Source organism: Rahnella sp. BIGb0236 (assembly GCF_004364755.1).
GTDB classification, from domain to species: Bacteria; Pseudomonadota; Gammaproteobacteria; order Enterobacterales; family Enterobacteriaceae; genus Rahnella; species Rahnella victoriana.
The window spans coordinates 340,184-363,367 of record NZ_SOAO01000005.1 but is presented as its reverse complement, the minus strand read 5'-3'; the positions used below and the strand labels follow the sequence as shown (position 1 = coordinate 363,367).

Here is a 23,184-nt window from a genome sequence, read left to right as displayed (position 1 = left end):
TTCGATATGGAGATGACTAACCACTCTGGCTGGCATGCCGATTTGGGTGACGGGCATTATCAGAATCCTGTTTTGCATGCAGATTATTCAGACCCGGATATTGTCTGTGTGGGCGACGATATTTACATGGTGGCCTCGAGTTTTAATCATATTCCGGGTCTGCCCGTGCTTCATTCAACCGATCTGGTGAACTGGAAGATTATTAACCATGTTGTGCAGCGGATTAACTATCCGGCCTATGACAGTGTGCAGCCCGGAAAAGGGATCTGGGCGCCGAGTATTCGTTATCACAAGGGCTTGTTCTGGGTGTTTTACAGCATGCCCGATGAAGGCATTTTTATGTCTTACGCCGAAGATCCGGCTAAAGACTGGAGCGAGCCGCATTGTATTAAAGCGGTGAAGGGCTGGATCGACCCTTGTCCGTTCTGGGATGAAGACGGGCGCGCATGGCTGGTTCATGCATTTGCCTATAGCCGTTCCGGGATCAAACATCAGTTACAGCTTTGCGAAATGGCTCCTGACGCAACATCATTGCTCGACCAGGGCCAAATCATTTTTGATGGCGCAGTTTCCCATCCGACCATTGAGGGGCCAAAAGTCTACCGGCGTAATGGTTGGTATTATATTTTTGCGCCTGCCGGAGGCGTCGAAAGTGGCTGGCAGACCGTATTACGCTCCCGCCAGATGAGCGGCCCGTTTGAGGTTCGCGATGTTTTGCATCAGGGCACCTCGAAAGTGAACGGTCCCCACCAGGGTGGCTGGGTGGAACTGAAAAATGGCGAATGTTGGTTTGTTCATTTTCAGGATGCCGCCCACAATGGCCGGATAGTGCATTTGCAGCCCCTGCGCTGGAACCACGACGACTGGCCGGAAATCGGCGAAGAAATGAATGCTGAAGGACTGGGGCAGCCGGTATCCATGTATGTTAAACCCGCCGTCTATCCGCACGGATTGCGATGCGATCCGCAAACGTCGGACAGTTTTGCAGAGGGGCGCTTCGGTCTGCAATGGCAGTGGCAGGCTAACCCGCAACGTGACTGGATTATCCCGTCGCCGGCGGGCCTTAAAGTGGCCTGCCGTCCATTTGGCGCACGGTCTTTATATGACACGCCACAACTGCTTTTGCAGAAATTCCCGGCACCAGAATTCACGGTGACCACACGTTTGGATCCGCATTTTAACCACGACGGTGAGCAAAGTGGTTTGATAATGTATGGCGAAAGATACGGCGCGGTTTCGGTGTGCCAGCAGGAAGGCAAGTGGGTGCTGGTGTTTGACTTCGGGTGGATGAGTGATAAAGGCGTTCTGAGCCAGGAAAGAACCGTGCTGGCGGCACTCATTCGCCATGAGGCGGTGTTCATCAGGGCAGAGGTATTGCAACGTGGCATCTGCCATTTCTTTTTCAGACAGGCCGAAACCGAAGACTGGAAAGCGGTTGCACCTCCATTAGCCATTTCTGCAGGGAAGTGGGTGGGGGCGAAAACCGGCATTTACTCGGCGGCGTCAGAAGTGAATTCTGATACGGGATACGGCGAGTTTTCATATTTCCAGATGAGCGCCCGATAATCCATAAAGCCAGCTCGCGAGAGCTGGCTATCATCTTCTTAAAGTACGTCCCCGTTACTCTCAATCACTTTCTGATACCAGCCGAAACTCTCTTTTTTCGAGCGTGCCATTGTGCCGCTGCCATCATCGTTTTTATCGACGTGAATGAAGCCATAACGTTTGCTGTATTGTCCGGTGGTAAACGACACGCAGTCGATGCAGCCCCACGGCGTATAACCCATCAGATCCACACCGTCTTCCAGCACGGCTTTTTTCATCTGCTCAATGTGCGCTTTCAGATAGGCGATGCGGTAATCGTCATGAATAACGCCATCGTCGCCCGCTTTATCAATCGCACCGAAGCCATTTTCCACAATAAACAGCGGCTTCTGGTAACGCTCGTACAGGATATTCAGGGTGTAGCGCAGACCGACCGGATCAATCTGCCAGCCCCAGTCGGAGGCTTTTACGTGCGGGTTCGGCACGCTGCCCGCAAAGCCGGACAAGCCGTTATCATCACTCGGATTGTGCGCGGAAATGGCGTTGCTCATGTAATAGCTCAGGCCGATGTAATCCGCGCAGCCGTCACGCAGCGCCTGCAAATCGCCGTCTTCCATTTTGATGTTGAAGCCACGGCGTTCCCACTCTTTCAGGGCATAGGCCGGGTAATAACCGCGCATATGCACGTCGCTGAACAGGAAACGTTCGTGCATCGCCTCCACGGAATACATCACGTCGTCCGGATGGCAGGAGAACGGATACAGCGGCACCATGGCGATCATGCAGCCAATCTGGAAATCAGGGTTGATGTCATGGCCGAGTTTCACCACTTTGGCGCTGGCCACGAACTGGTGATGCAGCACCTGATACATGGTTTCTTCCGGATTTTCATGCTCGGTGAACACCACGCCGGAACAGCAATAACCGAACAGCGGGTATTTCCAGTTACGCTGGTTATTGATCTCGTTAAAGGTCATCCAGTATTTCACTTTGCCTTTATAACGCTCCATCACCACCTGACTGAAACGCACAAAGAAATCCACCACCTGACGGTTTTTCCAGCCGCCGTACTCCTTCACCAGATGCCACGGCATTTCAAAGTGGGAAAGGGTGATCACCGGCTCGATATTGTGTTTGAGCAGCTCATCAAACATGTCGTCATAGAATTGCAGACCGGCTTCATTTGGCTGTAATTCGTCACCGTTCGGGAAGATACGCGTCCAGGCAATCGAGGTGCGGAAGCATTTGAAGCCCATCTCAGCGAATAACGCGATGTCTTCTTTGTAGTGCGAGTAGAAATCGACAGCTTCGTGGTTCGGATAGCTGTAACCGTCCAGCACGCCGTCGGTCATCACGCGATCCACGCCGTGCGCGCCGCCGGAAAGGACGTCACAAATGCTGATGCCTTTGCCGCCCTGGTTCCAGCCGCCTTCAACCTGATGCGCCGCAACCGCGCCGCCCCATAAGAAATCTTTTGGTAACTGATGACTCATTCCGTTCTCCCTTGATGCGGGCGGAAACTCCCGCCCGATACACTGTAATTTAAGACTTAATTCATTTCGGCCTGTGTGGCGCGTCGGGTTTCTGCCTGCACTTTTTTGGTCGCGGCAACGTCGGGTTCATCTTTAAATCCGACCAGCCAGGTGAACAGCGCGCCGAGCACAAAGGCTACGGTAATCGACAGCAGGAAACCGAGGAACTGCGGCATGTGGCCTTCTTTGAAGAACACCGGCAGCACGGCGATACCCGGCAGGCAGTAACTCCAGGAAACGGCATTAAAGGAACCGGCAATTGCACCGCCGATACCGCCCGCGACACAGCTGCACAGGAAAGGTTTTTTCAGGCGCAGCGCCACACCGTAAATGGCGGGTTCGGTGATACCGAACAGGCCGGTGACGCCAGCCGACAATGAGATACCTTTCATTTCGCGGCTGCGGGTTTTCAGGTACACGCCGAACATGCTGCCGGTCATCGCGAAGACAGCAGACGCCTGCAGGCCGGTGAAGGTGTCGTAACCCAGTGTGGCGTAGTTGCCAACGGTAACCGGCGTAATGCCCCAGTGAACGCCCAGCGTCACCAGTGGCTGCCAGAACGCACCGACCACGAAACCGGCAATGGTCGGGCTGAGGTGATAGAGGTAGTTGTACACGCCGCCAATCGCGCCACCAATCAGGTTACCGACCGGGCCAAACACCAGCAGGGTCATCGGCACCATAATGGCGATACAGAACATCGGCGTGAACAGGTTACGGATCACCACCGGCAGCACTTTATTGAAGAAGTGTTCGATGTACGACATCGCCCAGACCATCAGAATGATCGGGATAACCGACGCGGTGTAACTGAGGTATTTCACCGGAATGCCGAGAAAATCCAGCGTCGGCGCGGACACCGGAATACCGACCACGTTTTGCAGGATATTGGCGATATCAGGATTGTTCACGGCTTCACGCATCAGTTGCTGCATGGCCGGATCGGCGGAATTGATCGAGGTGATTTTAAACGCCGTCAGCATATTCATGTAATCAGGGCTGATCAGCGCGCAGGCCGTAATCACCGCTGTGAAAGGATTGACGTTGAATTTTTTCGCGGCGGTAAACGCAATCATCACCGGCAGGAAGGTAAACGCCGTCCATGACACAAAGTTGAGAATACGGTAGGTGCCGCTGTTGGCGTCCATAATGCCGACGGCGGCCAGGAAGGAAATAATCCCCTGCAAGATACCGCAGGCGGCCAGCTGATAAAGGAAAGGGGTAAAGATGCTGGAGATCACGTCCATCACGCGGCTGACGATGCCGACATTGGGCGCGGAGACCGGGGCGTTTTCATCAATCTCAATCAGTTTCAGCACCTGCTTATAGGCATCGCTGACATGGTTGCCGATAACGACCTGCATCTGACCGCCGGCCTCAATCACGGTAATCACGCCTTTTACCCGTTTTAATTCTTCTTTATCGACGGCTTTATTATCTTTAAGAACGAAACGTAATCGGGTGGCACAATGTGTGACGCTAATCACATTATTATCGCCGCCAATATATTTAACAATATCCTGAGCTGTTTGAGCGTAATCAATGGCCATTATTTATTATTCTCCTGCGGGTATACAGAGGTGAGCTTTTTTGTTTTTTTACTCGTTGGCAGGAGTGTAGCAAAAGAAAGGGTATTGTCACGATATAACAAAAAACAGGTTGGGTGATTTGTTACATCTTAAAAACACCCTGTTTTTTCATTGCGCTGTGTCACGTTTTATTAAAGGTAATTTTTTTCCGATGGTCTCAATAATATAAAGTACCGGGATCTGAGTGGTAATATTGTATTCCCCCTCAAGCACAATTTGCGGCATGTGATAGGAGATGTTGAGGTCTGCCATCCGCGCCAGTGTTGAGGTCTCACTGTTGGTCAGGCTGATGATCTTGCAATTGTGCTGACTGAACTGGGTGGCGAAACGCAGCACTTCTTCCGTTTCACCGGAAACAGAAAGAATAATCGCAATGGCGTCTTTATACATGTCGCTGTTGATCGGAAAATAAGGGTCATCAATAAAGGTGCTGAATTTACCGACGTTAGAGAAAAAACGTGCGCTGTATTTTCCTAATGAACCCGATGTCCCGACGCCGACAAATATAATGCGTTGCGCCCCGGAAATCTGGCGGGCCGCGTTATCTAATAATTCATCGAACTCGCTGTTATTAATACTTTTAAAATAACTGATGATCTCGCTGATCCCAAAAGACACCGGCGGTTTTTCTTCATGTTCTAAAAACAGTTTAAAACGGATACGAAACTCGGAGTAACCGTCGCAGTCCATTTTCTTGCAAAAGCGCAGAACGGTTGTCGTTGAGACGCCCGCCGCATCCGCCAGTTCACGAATGGTCATGTACATCACTTTATCGCCGTTTTTGACGATGTAGTTGTAAACCGTCAGCTCCAGTTCGTTTAACGCTGAAATGGCTTTATGTGTGAACATTCAGATGCCTGTTTGCAAAGAGCTAATAAAGAACGAAAACGGTGTCAGAGATGTTTTAACATCGTCACTTCACAATCGACATGGCCGGTGTTGCCAAGTGCGCTGTCAATGTGGTGGAAACCCAGACGCTCATACAGGGCGATGGCCTGAGTCAGGCTGGCGGTGGTTTCCAGATAGCAGCGGCCAAAACCCTGCTGGCGCGCATGTTCAATGGCCTGTAATGCCAGACGTTTTGCCAGCCCCTGACCGCGCAGCGCAGGCATGAAATACATCTTCTGCAATTCACAGAGATCGTTATCCGCACCGGATAACGGCGCAACACCGCCGCCGCCCGCGACCACACCATCAAGTTCCACCACCCAGTAAGCACAGCGCGGCTGACTGTAGGTTTCAAACAGGTGATCCAGATTGGGATCAGCCACGGTATAGCCTTTATCGGCGGTCAGGCCAAATTCGGCAGAAACGTGGCGGATCACGTTGGCGATGGCAGCATTATCTTCATGGCGGATCGGGCGCACCAACACGCTGACAGGCAGGGAGGTCGTCATGTTACTCACTCAGTTTCTATAACAGGCAATCAAACAGACCGTTTTAATACCATTTTAGGGCGTGCCGATGCAACGCCGCAGGCGTTCTCCGGCGGTTTTACTTAACTCAAATGAGAACTTTTTTCATTGGCAGACGCAATAATCCATTGCCTGAAAGTACAGGTACATGATTAAATCTTCATCGTTACACAATGTGCTATGCCCCTTTCTTTATTTTAAGAAAGGCGGTTTCCCATTCCTTTCAGGACGAAAGATAAAAATGTCAGATAATAATCAATTCAACGATAACCTTCATCAGGTTCGTTTTCATGGCAAGGGCGGAGAATATTTCGCAATATGGCTGGTTAATGCATTATTAACCATCATCACTCTGGGGATTTATTCGGCATGGGCGACCGTTCGCCGTCGTCGTTATTTCCTGGGAAATACCGAAATTAATGGCGACCGGTTTGATTATCACGCCAAACCCATTCAGATATTGAAAGGGCGTTTGCTGGTGGTGGGCGGTATTATCGTTTTCTATATTCTGGCTGCAATATTACCGCAACTGGCATTGCTCATCGCGCTGGCCTTCCTCGCGTTGTTGCCGTGGGTGGTGATCCGCAGCTGGCGTTATAACGCGATCATGACCAGTTACCGTGGCGTGCGTTTTAACTATCACTGCAAAGTCGGGCGTGCTTACTGGACAATGTATCTGTGTCCGATTCTGTTAATGCTGGCGCTGTATATTCCGATCACGGCCGTGGTATTAATTGCCGTTCAGATGGCCAGTATCAGCGCGATCCTGATCAGTGTGGTGTTAGTGGCGGTGGCATTGGTACCGGGCGTGGCTGCGGTGCAGGGTATTATCAGCGCCATGACTCACGACCTGTATGTGAATAATCTCTTTTTCGGAAATACCGCTTTCCGCGCTGATCTGAAAAAAGCGGCGTTTATTAAATACAGCCTGCTGGGCATTGTTTTATTCCTGCCTTTCCTGATCGTCGCCCTGTGGCTGATGGGTTCATTCTTCACCACGCTCTTACAAATGGCGTATATGGGCGGCATGTCTGAGGACATGGCGGGTGCGATGCTGCTGAGCAACTTATTCAGCTTCATCCTGGCCTTCGTCATTATGTTTGTCGGCGCACTGGTCGTGGCGAGCTATCAGGTGGTCGCGGTGCGTAATTACGTCTTTAACCAGACGCAAATCGGTGACCGCGTCAGACTGCGCTCTTCCATGAAAACCGCCTCTTATCTTGGCCTGCTGTTCACCAATGCCTTGATTGTGGTGTTTTCGCTGGGGCTGGCGACGCCGGTCGCGCATGTCCGCTCCGCACGTTATATGGCGGCCTGCACGGCGGTGACTGGTGATTTGTCGCTGCTGGAAGTTCAGGCGCATACCGACAATGCCAATACCGCCGTGGCGGAAGAAGTCGCTCAGGCGTTTGATCTCGGCGTCGGAATGTAATGCATGATCATTGAAGGCTTTTATCAGCCTCCGGGACGGGCAGCACGTGAGGCTGCCCGCCTTTTTTTGGACGACGATCAGCGTCTGACTCTTGATGCGCCACCTGCAATTAAGGTTTTTTCTCTGCGCGATATCGAGGTTTCTGACGCGCTGGGCTCCATTCCCCTGTTTCTGACGTTTCCCGACGGAAGTCGTTTTGTGCCTGCTGATGACAGTGCGTTCCGGCACTGGTTGCGCCAGCACCGCAGGCCGGGGTGGATATACCGCATGGAAAGCCATAAACGCGGCTTGCTTCTCACACTGGCAGCGACCTGCGTGTTGGTGGCCTTTTATATCTGGGGCGTGCTGCCGTGGGTAAGCAATGTCATTGCGCAGCGAATACCGACGACGATTGAACAAAATCTCGGGCATCACACACTGACACTTTTGAGAGCCAGTGATTTCCAGGATTCGACGTTGCCTGAAGAAAAGCAGAAAGCCCTTCAGCAGCTCTTTCAGCAGGTGACGCCACCTTCATTACGCCATGACCGTACCCCGGTCAGACTGAAGCTAATGAATATTCCGGACGTCGCCAATGCCTTTATGCTGGCGGATGGCACGCTGATCCTCAGCGATAAACTGGTGGCACTGAGCCCCGGAGATGATGCCCTGGCGGGTGTTATGCTGCACGAAATGGGTCATCACGCTTACCGCCACCCGATGCGCATGCTGGTGAGGTTTTCGCTGGTCTCTCTGACGTTGTTGTGGATGACGGGGGACGTGAGCGGTATCGGCGATACCCTGTTGCAAACCGCATCACTGGCGAATGAGTTACAGTTTTCGCGCGGGATGGAGCGTGAAGCGGATGACTGGGCAATAGCTGAAATGCAGCGGGAAAGGCGTTCGCTGGAACCGATGGCTGAGATTTACAGCCGGTTATCTGCAGAGGGGCAGGATGAGAAAATAAAGGGATATTTGCCTGACTGGCTGAGTACGCATCCGGCTATGGCGTCGCGAATAGAGCATATCAGGGAGGCTGAGAGGGAGTAGATGTTGTCCGTAAATGTGTCTGACGGATTAGGGCCAAGAACCCGTCAGACGCTAACGATTATTCGTAGGTTATGGTGAAGTTCGCGACCGCTTTTGCTTCTCCGGCTTTGATAACCTGGTCAGTTCGTATATATGCCGCCGTTAAAGGAATATTGAAAGTGCCTTCTTTAGTCGTTTTGGTGACAAATGTTTTTGTATCGAATTCAACCGGCTTATCATTCATTTTCAATTGAATACCGACACCTTCTGCCCCACCTTCGGCTAAATCGATAATTCCATTACCCAGAGAAGAGAGCGCATCAAATTTGATATTCACCGTGGTATCAGTATGACATTGCAGTGGGATCTGGACATTCACCGGGGTAAGGGTTGAATTTATACCGCCAAAATCTTCTTTTTGGGCAACACCCATCGGTACAGGGATCGCGCTTGACCCCGTGATTTCACACGAACGCGCCTTCACAACTACAGTGCCGATTTCCACTGAAAATACTTCTTTTGTGCCAGCACTGTCTTCAAAAGACACTTGCGTTAATTTTCCTGGTGTTACACTGCCGGGTACGATGTCTCCTGTTTTAACGAAATTAACCTCTACCTTTCGAATAACAATCGGGGTGGAACCGTCTCCGCTAAGATTCTTAATATTATTGTTGGTGGGTACGAGCTCATTGCTTATTAACACCCGGATCCCTACCCCGGTAACACCGCTTTTATAGGTAGTACTGTCATATACCGGAAAAGTGCCAGTTGTATATTGGCGGTAATCACCAGTACAACTGTTAGCCAGCGTATATCGCTGGCTCATACTATAGCCTCCGAGTACGGCACCTACGGGCAGGTTTCCTGTATCCGCAATTTCCTGGTTGAGCGTCAATTTTCCGAATGTTGCAGGGTAATCACAAACGCCCAGTGCCATGGCATTATGCATGCCACAGATCAATAGCAGCACGGCCAGCAGCGACCGCAGACTATTATTTGCGGTGCCTAATTTTTTTATATTTCCAATGAAATTATTCATTTTACTTCCTTATGCCTTAGTGGCATTGCGCCGTAATTTGTTTGATCAGCGCAGACGGGTCACTGTTATTACTGACTGTCAGCGAGTAAGCGCCTTTACATTGCTCGTTGCTGCCGTTGCCCCATTTCGCCATGATGTTGCCGGTTTCCGGCAGGCCGGTCAGGTAGACTTCGCCGTTGTCACTGACAATGCCGGTGACGGTGCTGTCGTTATCCAGCAGGCTGACGGTGGCACCGAACGGCACCGGTTTACCCATAAACAGCATCTGCACTAAGGCACGCTGACCGACGCGGGTTTTGAAATCTGCACGCACTACCGCGCCACGGGTTGGAATAACTGTCTGGCTGTTCATGTCCATATCCACATCATCACCAAAGCTTTCCGTTTCCAGCGTCACGCTGTTTTTACGGTATGGCTGGGCGTACGGCACCACGGCATAGCCACGCCAGTCGGTATGGACACCGCTGTTGTTTTCGACATCAACGTCATCGGCTCCCGGCGCTTTCACCAGCGCGATGGTATCGCCCAGCGGTTGGGACAGCGTGATGCCGTTTTCGTGGATCAGTACGCCGCCCTGAATACCGTAGCTCCACTGGCGGGTGTCCTGGTCATAGCTGTAACCGAGGCTGCCTTCGCCGGAGCCGCCTTTGTAATCCATGCTGGCATTACCGGACGTGCCGTTGCCCTGATTTTCATACCCCTGCTGCGCGGAATAACTCAGGTTTTTATCATCCAGCAAGGTGCCGCTGATACCGGCCTGCTGAACGGTGGAGCCGTGGCGTTTGCTGCTCATGCTGTAGGTTGCCCAGGTGCCGGAAGGCCCCATGAACTTGTCGAGCGGTACGGACATGTTGAACGCAAATACCTGATCTGCCTCGGTCATGCCCGGGTTTTTCGAGTAGTTGTAGTTAAAGCCGTAACTGATGCCGTAAATGCTGGTGTTGTAACCGAGCTGCAACAGCTTCTCTTTACCGTCGCCGCCCCAGTAATCCTGCTGGCTGCCGCTGACATAAATCGAACCGTAGTCACCCATCGACTGGTTGATGGACAACTGCATTTTGCTGCGCTGGTTGTGCGAGCGGTTGTAGTTGTCGAAATCGCTGTCCGTCTCATGCTGGTAATCCTGCACGTCCTGGAAGGCGTAATACCCTTCGGTGGAGTAGCGGTAACCGGCGATTTGCAGGTTGGTATCGGTCGCTTCAAAGTTCTTGGCATACATCGCCCGGTAAGACTGGCCTTTTTTGGTGCCAATCGACTCATCATCGAATTCGCTGGTGGCCTGCGTGGCATCAAAGGACACCGCACCGACGGAACCTAAGTCGAAACCGACGCCGACGTTAGCCGCACGATAGTTTTCGGCGTACTGAATACCGCCGTAAACGGTGGTGCGCGCCGTCAGACCGTAGATATTTGACAGCTGAATAAAGTTCGGTGTCTGCGTATCGTCATTACCTGAGCGGTATTTACCCAATGCCAGGTTGTATTTGAAGCGATGTTCACGCTGCAAAATTGGCACCGAGCTGCTGGCAATGGTGAATTTGGTGGTGGTGCCGTCAGATTCGGTCACCGTCACTTCCATATCACCGCCGTTACCGGACGGATAAAGGTCGGTAATCGCAAACGGCCCCGGCGACACGTTGGACTGGTAGATCACATAGCCGTTCTGCCTGATGGTGACCTGCGCGTTCGATTTGGCGATACCGCGCACCGTTGGCGCAAACTGGCTCATGGAATCCGGCAGCATCTGGTCGTCAGAGGCCAGTTGCGCACCGGTAAACTGCACGCTGTCAAACACGTCAGACGGTGTGGAGTATTCACCGAGGGTCAGTTGTCCGCCCTGCAGGAAACGCACGTCACGCTGCACGTAGGTGTTAATCGACTCAAACTTGCTGGTGTTAGTGTCGTCGCCGCCGTGCGAGCCTTCGTTCTGCTGATTGCTGTAGGTCGAATAGTTACGCAGACGCCACGCACCCAGGTTTGCCCCGCTGCGCAGGTTCACGAAATTGCTCTTTGACTGACCGCTGCCGTCGCGCTGGGTGGTCGAACCGGAATAGCTGTAATTGAGCATAAAGGCGGCGATGCCGTTATCCCAGCGCTTCGGGTCAACCGAGTTGCGCGGACGCATGCTGACGCCGATTTGCGGCACGGTAATGTCATAACGCTTACGGTTTAAATCCAGGTTCTCGGTGGCCTGCGGCACATACGCACTCAGCGGCTTCGTCAGCCTGGCATCAGGGGCAACGGCTTTCAAGTCCGGGAAGGCGTCCAGCTTGACGCCGTACTCCGCCATCTCCGCAGGGGTGATCGCCCCATAGAGTTTGCCCGGTGCATCCGGCAGGCTGACGAACTCGATGTTACGTGAGTCCACCTGCTGGTTATTCAGGTAAATATCGACCTGATAGGTGCCGGGCATCTGGCCGCCTTTTTCGGCGAAATAATCCAGATTGACGTTTTCCAGATCGCCACCGCCGCCAACGTTTTTAAGCATTTCCGCGTTAAAGGTTTCAGCCGAAAAAGCTAAGCCGGGCAAAGATAACAATATGAAAAATGATAAGGGTGTTAATAAAAAGGAGCGGGCAGCCGAATGACTTTTCAGTGCGCCGCGCCTGTTTTTATTACCTTTTCTTCTGGTGCTGTCTTTTTCCTGACGACTTTTAATATTGTTATTTTCCATAATAAACAGACATTCCCGATTCTAATCTTTCGACTTTATTAAATTGATGCTTTGGCTTTTTCTGTCAGTCCGCCAAAATCATTAATAGCCTGCCAGCTGATACTGTTGCCCATCGGTGCATTGTCAATTTTTGTGGAAGACTTTGGTGGAACCATAAAGCCTTCTTTTAAGTCTTTACCGTTAATGCTGACTTTGGTCAGATTGACATAATAAGGCGTCGGATTGTTGGCGGTTAAGCCATTGCCTGAGCGGGAGAAAGTAATTTGCTGCCAGGCTTTTGCGATCGCTTCTTTATTATTTAATGCTGTCGGGCGATAGATCAGTTTGATACGGGTATTAATAGAGAACTGCAGAGAGTTCTTTTCTTTCGCAGCAGGAGGGATTGCCAGCGTATTCAGCCAGTAAACGGACTCTTTGTCCTGCGGTAAGGACGATGAGGTCTGTGTGATACGGATGGAGTTATCCTGACCTGGTTCGATGCGGAACAACGGAGGGGTGGTAATAAACGGAACTTTTTCACCTTCTTTATCAGCACTCACCCAGGAGTGAATAAGGTATATATTCGAGTCTTCGGTGTTTTTAACAGAGAGTGAGGCTTCTTTTGCATTACCGTTATAAATAACGCGCGTGGCACCTACAGAAAAACCGGCGAATGAAGGAGAAGATAATGCGATGAGTAATAATGAAAGTACGGATTTTTTTAAAATAGTCATCATTAACCTTGGGAGTTAAAAGTTAGAATTAATAATCTCACTGTAATTGGGCTGGCATTAGATGAAATGGCTGAGTGTTACCTCAGCCATTTTATTAAAAAACACACTGATTACAGAAATATTACTCGTAAGACATGGTAAAGGTTACTGGCACATCAATAGTACCTTCAACAGCAGCGCTTTCTGCTGAAGTTTTAGTTAAACCAACGAGGTAGTTCAACGTATTCTCACCAGCAACAATGGCTTTATCATTGCCGAATGCTTTTGGTCTAATAACAGCACCAGTATCAGCATCAGAAATCATAATACCCACGTAACGTGCAGTTGAGTTACCTACAAATGCATTTGGGACGAGACCGGAAGTTGTACCATCCAGTTTAATTTTAGCAACAGAAACGCCTTCAGGGCAGCCAGCGAGGGTGATGCTGAAAGGTTTTTGCAGTGATGCGTTGGTGGAACCCACAGCGACTGAATCTATAGATGCAGCTGCGAAACTATCAAAGGTCACAGGAATGACTGTGCTGTTTGCAGCAACAGAACAAGAGCTGGAAGTCACTACACCAGAGAAGTTCAGGGAACCATCATCTGCCTGAGCAGCAGAAACACCCAGGCCCAACATAACAACTACAGCAGCACTTAATTTTTTCATATTCATGGTCGGTTTAATCCTTTTAACCAAATTCTATTAACTTGAGGTTTTATTTGTCAGCAAGTTAATAAATCGGGAAATATTAGTTGTAAGACAGAGTGAAGGTAGTTGTTGCGTTGAAAGCACCACCGGTTACAGCATCCGCTGTAGACATTGCGGCCGCTTCCAGATTTATAGTTGCAGTGCCAGCTTCAGCATCAATTGGTGCAGCAGCGGAAGCAGAATGCATTGGGATCAGGTCGCCGCCTTTGTTATAAAGAGCGATACCCAGGCCTGATGCGATAGAATCAGCAGACAGTGCCAGCAACTGGTTATTGGTTGCATCAGCAGCGCCGTTTGCAGCAAACATTACGCCAGTCTGAGACAGCGGGCAGCCGGTCAGGTTAAGCGTGATATCTTGCTTAGGGGAAATGCTACCAACTGCAGTAAAATCTGCTGCTGACAGAGTACCCATTGGCACGTCTGTTGTGCTGCTTGGGTCAACAACACAAGAACTTGCAATAACAGTACCTGTTACATTCAGGACGCCGGTATCGCCAGCATTTGCACCCATTGCTGCAACCATACCGGCAGCCAGTACACTCATTTTAAAAAACGAAGTCATTTTCATTACTATTCCTTTATTTAACAAAAACACACTCTTGATATAAGAGTTAGTGGGGGAAGATAAAGAAGTAAATAAGCCGGCACCCTTTATCGTTGGAGCGCATTATTCCTAGTTGTCGTCGTAATCGCCATGGCATACGCTGAATGTACTATTCAGTAAACTTAAGAACAGATATATCCGTATGAATCATGGCGTATTTATACGATATTTTTATTTTTGATGGAATATGATGGATTTTAATTTAAGTTCTTTAAAGGTATGATTCAGTAAAGTTTATTCTGTATTTTATTATGTCTAATGTATCTGTTTTGAGTGTCATTATCTGTTGATTTTATTTGCATGATTAAATTAAAACATTAGATATTCTGATTAATATATTAAAACAAAATCCGGTTTGGAGACCAAAAATTGAAAATCTTGACTATGATTGATGTTGATAATACGAATTCCCGTATTTCACCAGAGATCAGGGGACTGGACAGGATGAAAGAAAACACACTCACCGATCGCTTTAAGATGGTGAAGAACTTTGACCTCAATCTTTTAACCACTTTTGAGGCTGTTTTCATTCATCGCAGCGGAACCAAAGCTGCAGATGCACTGGGTATCACCCCTTCAGCTGTCAGCCAGGCGCTCGGGCGTTTGCGTGTTCATTATAATGACGCGTTGTTTATCCGGGACGGAAAGGCACTGGCACCGACCACTGTCGCCATTGGAATACACGAAGGTCTGGCGGATGCGTACGATAACTTAGTCGCTAAACTGCAGAATATCTCGTTTGATTCCGTGCCAACCCGTCTTGTTGCCCATTGTTCAGCATATCTTTCCACTTTTACGCTGAATGTCATGCGCAGCGTGCTGGATGAGATTGCGCCCGATTGTGAGATTGTTCACAGCATCAGTAATAACTCGATTACTGAAATTGAAGACGCGCTGATTTTCCGTAAAGCCGATATTATTTTTGACGTTCATCCGCATATCGGACATTCGCGCGTCAGTCAGCAAATATCCAGTGAGGTGCCGGTGGTCATTTGCCGTCAGCCACATCCGCGTCTCGACGGAACATTGAGTATTGAGCTGGCGCAGAATGAAACGTATACGTTTCTGGATTCCGAGAGCGCAAGCCTGTTGTCTAACCGTCTTGATGTGCATTCTATGATGAGACAGGAGCGGGTATGCCGGTTTATCAGCCCGTCCTTACTGACGATTATGTCGATGGTGGAAGCGTCCGATATGCTGGCTTTCGTGCCGGAACGTTTTTATGAAAAAATGAAAAATGCGTTCAATGTGCAGAAACTGGATGTCGATTTCACGATGCCGACTCAGCCGGTTTATATGGTGTACAACAAGGCCGCTCTGAATAACCAATTTTTTGCCACCCTGGTGAAAAAGATGCATGACATCTTTCAGCTGGAATTGCAGAGAAACGCCAAACGCTGAGCCGCGCGGAGAGAATAAAAAAAGCCAGTCAGGTTTCCCCGACTGGCTTTTTTATTTACCGCACCTGAGTGAACAGGTGCGGTGGTGATTACAGCGCAGCGATCGTAGCTTTCTGTTCTGCCAGTTTCACTTTTGCATCACCGCAAGCGGCCAGACGTTCGCGTTCTTTAGCGACAACGGCTTCAGGCGCACGCGCCACAAAACCTTCGTTAGACAGCTTGCCTTCGATGGACGCAATCTCACCATCCAGTTTCGCCATCTCTTTATCCAGACGCGCCAGCTCGGCTTCTTTATCAATCAGACCTGCCATTGGGATCAGCAACTCAGCGCCTTCCACCAGTTTGGTGACAGACACCGGGCCTTTGTCGCCAGCCGGCAGAATGGTGATGGATTCCAAACGCGCCAGAGACTTAATGAAGCTCAGGTTCTGTTCCACACGACGCTGTGCATCGGCACTCGCGCCGCGCAGCAGCAGTTCCAGTGGCCTGGCCGGAGACAAGTTCATCTCGGCACGCACGTTACGGATAGCGATGATCGCCTGTTTGATCCACTCGAGATCGGCCAGCGCCAGTTCGTCCGCTTTCGCTGCGTCAAATTCCGGGAAAGGCTGCAGCATGATGGTTTCCGCAGTAATGCCTTTCAGGGATTTCACTCGCTGCCAGATGGTTTCGGTGATGAACGGAATGATCGGATGCGCAAGACGCAGCAGACCTTCCAGCACTTCCACCAGCGTATGACGGGTGCCGCGCAGTTGTGCTTCGCTGCCCCCGTTCATGACCGGCTTGGTCAGCTCCAGATACCAGTCGCAGAACTGGTTCCAGGTAAATTCATACAGAATGCTGGCAGCCAGATCGAAGCGGTAGTTGTCCATCGCTTCACGGTAAGATTTCACTGTGCGGTTATATTCCGCCAGGATCCAGCGGTCAGCCAGTGACAGCTCAAGTTCGCCACCGTTCAGGCCACAATCCTGATCTTCGGTATTCATCAGCACGAAGCGGCTGGCGTTCCACAGCTTGTTACAGAAGTTGCGGTAGCCTTCAAGACGCTTCATATCCCAGTTGATGTCACGGCCGGTAGACGCCAGTGCCGCCAGCGTGAAGCGCAGGGCATCAGTACCGTGCGGTTCGATGCCGTTCGGGAATTGCTTCTCGGTGCGCTTGCGGATTTTCTCTGCCAGCTGTGGCTGCATCATATTGCCGGTACGTTTTTCCAGCAGGTCTTCCAGCGAGATACCGTCGATCATATCCAGCGGATCGATAACGTTACCTTTGGACTTGGACATTTTTTGTCCTTCGTCGTCGCGGATAAGACCGGTCATGTAAACGGTGTTGAACGGAACCTGCGGCTTGCCGTTTTCGTCTTTCACGAAGTGCATGGTCATCATGATCATGCGCGCGATCCAGAAGAAGATGATGTCAAAGCCACTCACCACGACGCTGGAAGGGTGGAAAGCTTTGAGGTCAGGCGTTTGTTCTGGCCAGCCCAGCGTGGAGAACGTCCACAGACCGGAAGAGAACCAGGTGTCAAGTACGTCTTCGTCCTGCGTCAGCACAACGTCGGCGGCCAGATTATTTTCGCTGCGCACTTCCGCTTCGTCACGGCCAACAAACACGTTGCCTTCGGCGTCATACCACGCCGGAATGCGGTGTCCCCACCACAGCTGACGGGAAATACACCAGTCCTGAATGTCACGCATCCAGCTGAAGTACATGTTCTCGTATTGCTTCGGTACGAACTGAATCTCGCCTTGCTCAACGCCTTCGACCGCCACTTTCGCCAGCGGCGCAGTACGCACGTACCACTGGTCAGTCAGCATCGGCTCGATTACCACACCGCCACGGTCGCCGTAAGGCACGGTCAGATCGTGAGGTTTGATTTCTTCCAGCAGACCGGCTTCGTCAAACGCAGCGACCACGGCTTTACGCGCAGCAAAGCGTTCCAGGCCACGGAATTGCTCAGGGATTTCGTTGCTGCACGCGTCAGTTTCTTCGCCATTGGTGTCGAAGATTTCAGCGGTCTGGCGGATATCGCCATCGAAAGTCAGGATGTTGATCATCGGCAGGCCGTGACGTTTACCGACTTCATAGTCGTTAAAGTCATGCGCAGGGGTGATCTTCACGCAGCCGGTGCCTTTTTCCATGTCGGCGTGTTCATCGCCAACAATCGGAATACGACGTCCCACCAGCGGCAGAATGATTTCTTTGCCGATCAGATCTTTATAACGCGGGTCTTCCGGGTTAACTGCCACGCCGGTATCACCGAGCACAGTTTCCGGACGGGTAGTGGCGACTACCAGATAATCTTTGCCTTCAGCGGTTTTCGCGCCGTCAGCCAGCGGATAACGCAGGTGCCACATGGACCCTTTGGATTCGCGGTTTTCAACTTCGAGGTCAGAGATCGCGGTGCGCAGTTTCGGATCCCAGTTCACCAGACGTTTGCCACGGTAAATCAGATCTTCTTTGTACAGACGCACGAACACTTCACGCACGGCGTTGGACAGACCTTCATCCATGGTGAAACGTTCACGTTCCCAGTCCACGGAGTCGCCCAGACGGCGCATCTGACGGGTAATGGTGCCACCGGATTCGGCTTTCCATTCCCAGATTTTATCGATAAACGCATCACGGCCGTAGTCGTGACGGGTTTTGCCTTCTTCAGCCGCGATTTTACGCTCAACCACCATCTGCGTTGCGATACCCGCATGGTCAGTCCCCGCCTGCCACAGGGTGTTTTTACCCTGCATGCGCTGATAGCGGATCATGGCGTCCATGATGGTTTGCTGGAAAGCATGACCCATGTGCAAGCTGCCGGTCACGTTCGGCGGCGGGATCATGATGGCAAAGCTTTCTTTACTGGTATCACCATGCGGCTTGAAATAGCCCTGTTGTTCCCAGTGCTCGTAAAGCGGCTGCTCGATGTCTTGCGGGTTATATGTCTTATCCATTTCGCTTCGTATTTTCGTCGGTCGATGTGGTGACTGAGGGCGGCGTGGCCGTCGTCAAAGAGAAACCCACGCTGCGATAGGCTTTGTAGCGTTCGCGCGCAAGTTGTTTAAGGGAATCTTCGTAAGGAACGAAGTCTACCACTTCATGGAAAGCAGTAGCAAAATCTGCAAATTCTGGCAGCAGGCTGATCAGCAAGTCGCGCGGCGCATTGCCGCGTTTTCCCGGCCAGCATAATTCCACCGGCGCGCCAAAACGTGGGCCTTCGCCTGCCAGATTATGGGGCACAAAATGGCCGGGTTCGCGCTTCCATAACGCTTCATCCAGACGTTCAGCCTGTTTCTGATCTTCACAGGCCAGCAGAACACGTTTGCCCATCCGGTAACGTTCAGCGGCGACCTGACAGGCCAGGGCTTCGTGCGAGCTAAGCTCGCCACTGGCATCCGGCGCGTCGAGAAGAAAAAAGGTAGCCTGTTTCATGATGAGTTCACTGTGCTGCTGAGAAAAAAACAGGGGCGCAACTGGTGCGCCCGCCTGTGAAAGGTCTGGCGAACCAGACCCTGATAGTGAAGATTATATCTTATTTAACGCAGGAATCACTCATCGCCATCAAGGCCGGCGCGGTTGAGCAGGAACTGTGACAGCAACGCCACCGGACGACCGGTCGCGCCTTTGTTCTTGCCTGAACGCCACGCGGTACCGGCGATATCCAGATGTGCCCAGCTGTATTTGCGGGTGAAGCGCGACAGGAAGCAACCGGCGGTAATCGCACCGCCTGCACGGCCACCGATGTTCGCCATATCCGCAAAATTAGAATCCAGCTGTTCCTGATATTCATCAGCCAGCGGCAGACGCCATGCGCGGTCGCCCGCCTGTTCGGACGCGCCGATCAGTTCATGGGCCAGCGGATTGTGGTTCGACAGCAAACCGGTGATGTGATGGCCGAGGGCAATCACGCACGCGCCGGTCAGCGTGGCGACGTCAATCACCAGCTCAGGATCGAAACGCTCGACGTAGGTCAGCGCATCGCACAATACCAGACGGCCTTCGGCATCGGTATTAAGCACTTCCACCGTTTGCCCGGACATGGTGGTCAGAATGTCGCCCGGACGGAATGCCTGACCGCCAGGCATGTTTTCACAGCCCGCCAGCACGCCAATCACGTTCAGCGGCAGATTCAGTTCAGCGACCACACGCATCGCGCCGTAAACCGCCGCGGCACCGCACATGTCGTACTTCATTTCATCCATGTCAGCGGCAGGTTTAATGGAAATACCGCCGGAGTCGAAGGTCAGACCTTTGCCGACGAGCACGATAGGCTTAGCGTCCGGATTAGGATTCCCTTTATATTCCATCACCGACATCAGCGATTCGTTTTTCGAACCCTGACCTACCGCCAGATAGGCATTCATTCCCAGCTCTTTCATCTGCTGCTCGCCGATAACGCGGGTCGTGATGTTAGTGCTGAACGCATCGGCAAGCTGACGCGCCTGTGACGCCAGATACGCGGCGTTACAGATGTTCGGAGGCATGTTGCCGAGATCTTTCGCCGCTTTGATACCGGCTGAGACCGCCAGACCGTGGGCAATGGCGCGTTCGCCGCTGGTCAGTTCACGGCGGGTGGGCACGTTGAAGACCATTTTACGCAGCGGACGGCGAGGTTCGGTTTTATTGCTTTTCAGCTGATCGAAGGTGTAAAGCGATTCTTTGGAGGTTTCGACCGCCTGACGCACTTTCCAGTAAGTATTACGCCCTTTAACGTGCAGCTCGGTGAGGAAGCAAACGGCTTCCATAGAACCGGTGTCGTTCAGGGTGTTAATGGTTTTCTGGATCACCTGTTTGTACTGGCGCTCATCCAGCTCGCGTTCTTTGCCGCAACCAATCAGCAAAATGCGCTCTGAAAGAATATTCGGTACATGATGCAGTAACAGGGTCTGGCCCACTTTGCCTTCAAGTTCACCACGGCGAAGCAGGGCGCTGATGTAGCCATCACTGATTTTATCGAGCTGTTCGGCAATCGGTGACAGGCGGCGAGGTTCGAAAACGCCGACTACAATACAGGCACTGCGTTGTTTTTCCGGGCTACCGCTTTTTACGCTGAACTCCATGCACTCTCCTGAATCTTAAAGACAAGGGCGGGAGGTACGGCTAGAATGAGTCGCCGGAGACACTCTCCCGTCATTGTGTTAACGACCTGTGTTAACCTTAAACGGCGTTAGTTTTTATTTTGGCGGCTATAAGCAAGTTCCTATAGGACACCCCAATTCTCGGTGTTGTAATACTATTTTAGCTGCGAAGGTTGCCAAATGATGAGAATAAATGACGGATTAGCGATGAAACTAGCGATTTTCCTTCAAAAAGACAAGTTTTCACAGGCGTATTAAGCGTGATCATCATTAGATATCTGGTTAGGGAAACCTTCAAGAGCCAATTTGCCATTCTGTTCATTTTGCTTCTTATCTTCTTCTGTCAGAAGCTGGTAAGAGTGCTCGGAGCAGCGGTCGATGGCGATATCCCAACAAATTTAGTTCTCTCTCTTCTGGGCCTTGGCGTTCCGGAAATGGCGCAGCTTATTCTGCCGCTCAGCCTGTTCCTTGGCCTGCTGATGACGCTCGGTAAACTGTATACCGACAGTGAAATCACAGTCATGCATGCCTGTGGTCTCGGAAAACGCTCTCTGGTCATCGCGGCACTGGTTCTGGCGTTATTTACGTCAATCTTCGCTGGCGTGAATGCCATCTGGCTCAGCCCGTGGTCGTCCAAACATCAGGATGAAGTGCTGGCGGAAGCCAAAGCGAACCCGAGCATGGCGGCGATGGTCGAAGGCCAGTTCCAGCAGGCGCAGAACGGCAATGCGGTTCTGTTTGTCGGCAGCGTCAAAGGCAAAGAATTCCATGACGTGTTCCTTGCGCAGTTGCGCCCGAACGGCAACCAGCGACCTTCAGTGGTGGTGGCCGACCGCGGGCACATGCTTCAGCGCGCCGACGGCTCGCAGCAGGTGGTGCTCGATAAAGGGACGCGCTATGAAGGTACCGCGTTGTTACGTGACTTCCGCGTGACAGATTTCACCGACTATCTGGCGGTGATCGGCCATCAGGCCGTACAGCTTGACCCGAACCAGTCGGATCAGATGACCATGACGCAGCTCTGGAACTCCTCCGAGCCCGAAGCCCGCGCCGAGCTGAACTGGCGTTTTACGCTGATCGTCTCCGTATTTATCATGGCCTTGCTGGTGGTTCCGCTCAGCGTGGTGAACCCGCGTCAGGGACGTGTGCTCAGTATGCTGCCGGCGATCCTGCTGTATCTGATTTTCTTCCTGTTGCAAACCTCGCTGCGCTCTAACGGTGCCAAAGGTAAGCTGGATCCGATGCTCTGGATGTGGGGAACTAACCTGCTCTACTTCGCACTGGCACTGATTCTGAATGCATGGGATACCTTGCCGGTTCGTAAGGTCCGCGCGCGTCTGAGAGGAGTTGCCTGATGTTTGGCGTATTAGACCGTTACATCGGTCGCACGATTTTCAACACCATCATGATGACCTTGTTCATGCTGGTGTCACTCTCCGGCATCATCAAGTTTGTCGATCAGCTGCGTAAAGTCGGGCAGGGCGGATATTCTGCCGCCGGTGCAGGGTTATACACCTTGCTGAGCGTACCCAAGGATATCGAGATCTTCTTCCCGATGGCGGCGTTGCTGGGTGCCTTACTGGGGCTGGGCACGCTGGCGACCCGCAGTGAGCTGGTGGTCATGCAGGCTTCCGGTTTCACCCGTATGCAGATTGCCGCTTCGGTGATGAAAACGGCGATCCCGCTGGTGCTGCTGACCATGGCGATTGGTGAATGGGTCGCGCCGCAGGGCGAACAGATGGCGCGTAACTACCGCGCACAACAGATGTACGGCGGTTCGCTGCTTTCGACTCAGAACGGTATCTGGGCGAAAGACGGTCACGACTTTATCTACATCGAACGCGTGGCCGGTGAAAAAGAGCTGACCGGCGTCAACATCTACCATTTCAACGAAGAGAACAAACTGCAGTCAGTGCGCTATGCCTCTTCCGCGACCTTTACGGATGGTGTGTGGAAACTCTCTCAGGTCGATGAATCTGACCTGACGGATAACCTGCAAATCACCGGTTCACAGACCCTGACCGGCGTGTGGAAAACCAACCTGACGCCGGACAAACTGGGCGTCGTGGCGCTCGACCCGGATGCGCTGTCGATCAGCGGCCTGCACAACTACGTCAAGTATCTGAAACAGAGCGGGCAGGAAGCCAAACGCTACCAGCTGAACATGTGGAGTAAAATCTTCTCGCCACTGTCTGTCGCGGTCATGATGCTGATGGCACTGTCATTCATCTTCGGTCCGCTGCGCAGCGTGCCGATGGGCGTGCGGGTAGTGACCGGTATCTGCTTCGGTTTCCTGTTCTACGTACTTGACCAGATATTCGGCCCGTTAAGCCTGGTTTATAATATTCCGCCGATCCTGGGCGCATTGCTGCCAAGCGGACTGTTCTTCGTCATCAGCATGTTCTTACTGCTGAGAAAACGTTAAACCTGCCGGTGCAGCGACAAAAAAAGCAGACCCCGTACAGCGGTCTGC

At 51.7% G+C, this 23,184-nt stretch carries 18 protein-coding genes; 6 read left to right on the top strand and 12 right to left on the bottom strand.

Annotated elements, in window-relative coordinates; translation table 11 throughout:
• The first annotated feature begins 6 nt into the window (after positions 1 to 6).
• Positions 7 to 1,566 carry a glycoside hydrolase 43 family protein gene (locus EDF78_RS13265; RefSeq protein WP_119822440.1) on the top strand — a complete coding sequence of 520 codons (1,560 nt, stop codon included), beginning with the start codon at positions 7 to 9 and terminating at the stop codon, positions 1,564 to 1,566.
• Positions 1,567 to 1,604: 38 nt separating this feature from the next.
• Here the strand turns inward: EDF78_RS13265 and EDF78_RS13260 are convergent, their stop codons facing one another.
• The 4 genes from EDF78_RS13260 to EDF78_RS13245 form a co-directional block, all read right to left on the bottom strand.
• Positions 1,605 to 3,038, bottom strand: a complete 1,434-nt coding sequence (locus EDF78_RS13260; RefSeq protein WP_119822441.1) for a 6-phospho-beta-glucosidase — start codon at positions 3,036 to 3,038, stop codon at positions 1,605 to 1,607.
• 56 nt (positions 3,039 to 3,094) lie between these two features.
• Entirely contained in the window at positions 3,095 to 4,627 is a 1,533-nt protein-coding gene (locus EDF78_RS13255) for a PTS transporter subunit EIIC (RefSeq protein WP_133823269.1), read from the bottom strand.
• A gap of 147 nt (positions 4,628 to 4,774) precedes the next feature.
• A complete protein-coding gene (locus EDF78_RS13250; protein WP_133823268.1) occupies positions 4,775 to 5,515 on the bottom strand; it encodes a MurR/RpiR family transcriptional regulator in 741 nt (246 codons plus the stop codon).
• Between the two features lie 44 nt (positions 5,516 to 5,559).
• A complete protein-coding gene (locus tag EDF78_RS13245; protein ID WP_095924490.1) occupies positions 5,560 to 6,063 on the bottom strand; it encodes a GNAT family N-acetyltransferase in 504 nt (167 codons plus the stop codon).
• Positions 6,064 to 6,322: 259 nt separating this feature from the next.
• On the opposite strand from EDF78_RS13245, the gene EDF78_RS13240 reads away from it, so the two are divergent.
• Positions 6,323 to 7,513, top strand: coding sequence for a DUF898 family protein (locus tag EDF78_RS13240; protein ID WP_133823267.1), 1,191 nt, complete (start codon positions 6,323 to 6,325; stop codon positions 7,511 to 7,513).
• 3 nt (positions 7,514 to 7,516) lie between these two features.
• Positions 7,517 to 8,542: a M48 family metallopeptidase gene (locus EDF78_RS13235; protein WP_133823266.1), complete on the top strand. Its 1,026-nt coding sequence runs from the start codon at positions 7,517 to 7,519 to the stop codon at positions 8,540 to 8,542.
• A gap of 58 nt (positions 8,543 to 8,600) precedes the next feature.
• Here EDF78_RS13235 and EDF78_RS13230 read toward each other — a convergent pair whose 3' ends face one another.
• From EDF78_RS13230 to EDF78_RS13210, 5 genes are all read right to left on the bottom strand, one after another.
• On the bottom strand, positions 8,601 to 9,560 hold the full coding sequence (locus EDF78_RS13230; RefSeq protein WP_095924493.1) for a fimbrial protein: 960 nt from the start codon (positions 9,558 to 9,560) through the stop codon (positions 8,601 to 8,603).
• Between the two features lie 16 nt (positions 9,561 to 9,576).
• On the bottom strand, positions 9,577 to 12,234 hold the full coding sequence (locus EDF78_RS13225; RefSeq protein ID WP_133823265.1) for a fimbria/pilus outer membrane usher protein: 2,658 nt from the start codon (positions 12,232 to 12,234) through the stop codon (positions 9,577 to 9,579).
• Positions 12,235 to 12,272: 38 nt separating this feature from the next.
• Positions 12,273 to 12,947 (bottom strand): molecular chaperone, encoded by a 675-nt coding sequence (locus EDF78_RS13220; RefSeq protein ID WP_133823264.1) that lies wholly within the window; start codon positions 12,945 to 12,947, stop codon positions 12,273 to 12,275.
• Between the two features lie 121 nt (positions 12,948 to 13,068).
• Complete coding sequence (locus EDF78_RS13215; protein ID WP_133823263.1) at positions 13,069 to 13,602, bottom strand: fimbrial protein; 534 nt, start codon at positions 13,600 to 13,602, stop codon at positions 13,069 to 13,071.
• 76 nt (positions 13,603 to 13,678) lie between these two features.
• On the bottom strand, positions 13,679 to 14,206 hold the full coding sequence (locus tag EDF78_RS13210; RefSeq protein WP_133823262.1) for a fimbrial protein: 528 nt from the start codon (positions 14,204 to 14,206) through the stop codon (positions 13,679 to 13,681).
• A gap of 480 nt (positions 14,207 to 14,686) precedes the next feature.
• Here EDF78_RS13210 and EDF78_RS13205 point away from each other — a divergent pair, with 480 nt between their 5' ends.
• Positions 14,687 to 15,643: a LysR family transcriptional regulator gene (locus EDF78_RS13205; protein ID WP_205948383.1), complete on the top strand. Its 957-nt coding sequence runs from the start codon at positions 14,687 to 14,689 to the stop codon at positions 15,641 to 15,643.
• A gap of 88 nt (positions 15,644 to 15,731) precedes the next feature.
• On the opposite strand, the gene EDF78_RS13200 is transcribed toward EDF78_RS13205, so the two are convergent.
• The 3 genes from EDF78_RS13200 to pepA all read right to left on the bottom strand — a co-directional run bounded on the left by EDF78_RS13200 (position 15,732) and on the right by pepA (position 20,693).
• Positions 15,732 to 18,587: a valine--tRNA ligase gene (locus tag EDF78_RS13200; protein WP_133823261.1), complete on the bottom strand. Its 2,856-nt coding sequence runs from the start codon at positions 18,585 to 18,587 to the stop codon at positions 15,732 to 15,734.
• Positions 18,580 to 19,065 (bottom strand): DNA polymerase III subunit chi, encoded by a 486-nt coding sequence (locus EDF78_RS13195; RefSeq protein WP_095924500.1) that lies wholly within the window; start codon positions 19,063 to 19,065, stop codon positions 18,580 to 18,582. The genes EDF78_RS13200 and EDF78_RS13195 overlap by 8 nt, the downstream gene beginning before the upstream one ends.
• Before the next feature lie 116 nt (positions 19,066 to 19,181).
• Positions 19,182 to 20,693, bottom strand: a complete 1,512-nt coding sequence (gene pepA, locus EDF78_RS13190) for a leucyl aminopeptidase (protein ID WP_095924501.1) — start codon at positions 20,691 to 20,693, stop codon at positions 19,182 to 19,184.
• Positions 20,694 to 20,971: 278 nt separating this feature from the next.
• Here pepA and lptF point away from each other — a divergent pair, with 278 nt between their 5' ends.
• Positions 20,972 to 22,066: an LPS export ABC transporter permease LptF gene (gene lptF / locus EDF78_RS13180; protein ID WP_133823259.1), complete on the top strand. Its 1,095-nt coding sequence runs from the start codon at positions 20,972 to 20,974 to the stop codon at positions 22,064 to 22,066.
• Positions 22,066 to 23,136 carry an LPS export ABC transporter permease LptG gene (gene lptG / locus EDF78_RS13175; RefSeq protein ID WP_095924503.1) on the top strand — a complete coding sequence of 357 codons (1,071 nt, stop codon included), beginning with the start codon at positions 22,066 to 22,068 and terminating at the stop codon, positions 23,134 to 23,136. The genes lptF and lptG overlap by 1 nt, the downstream gene beginning before the upstream one ends.
• Positions 23,137 to 23,184: the final 48 nt, after the last annotated feature.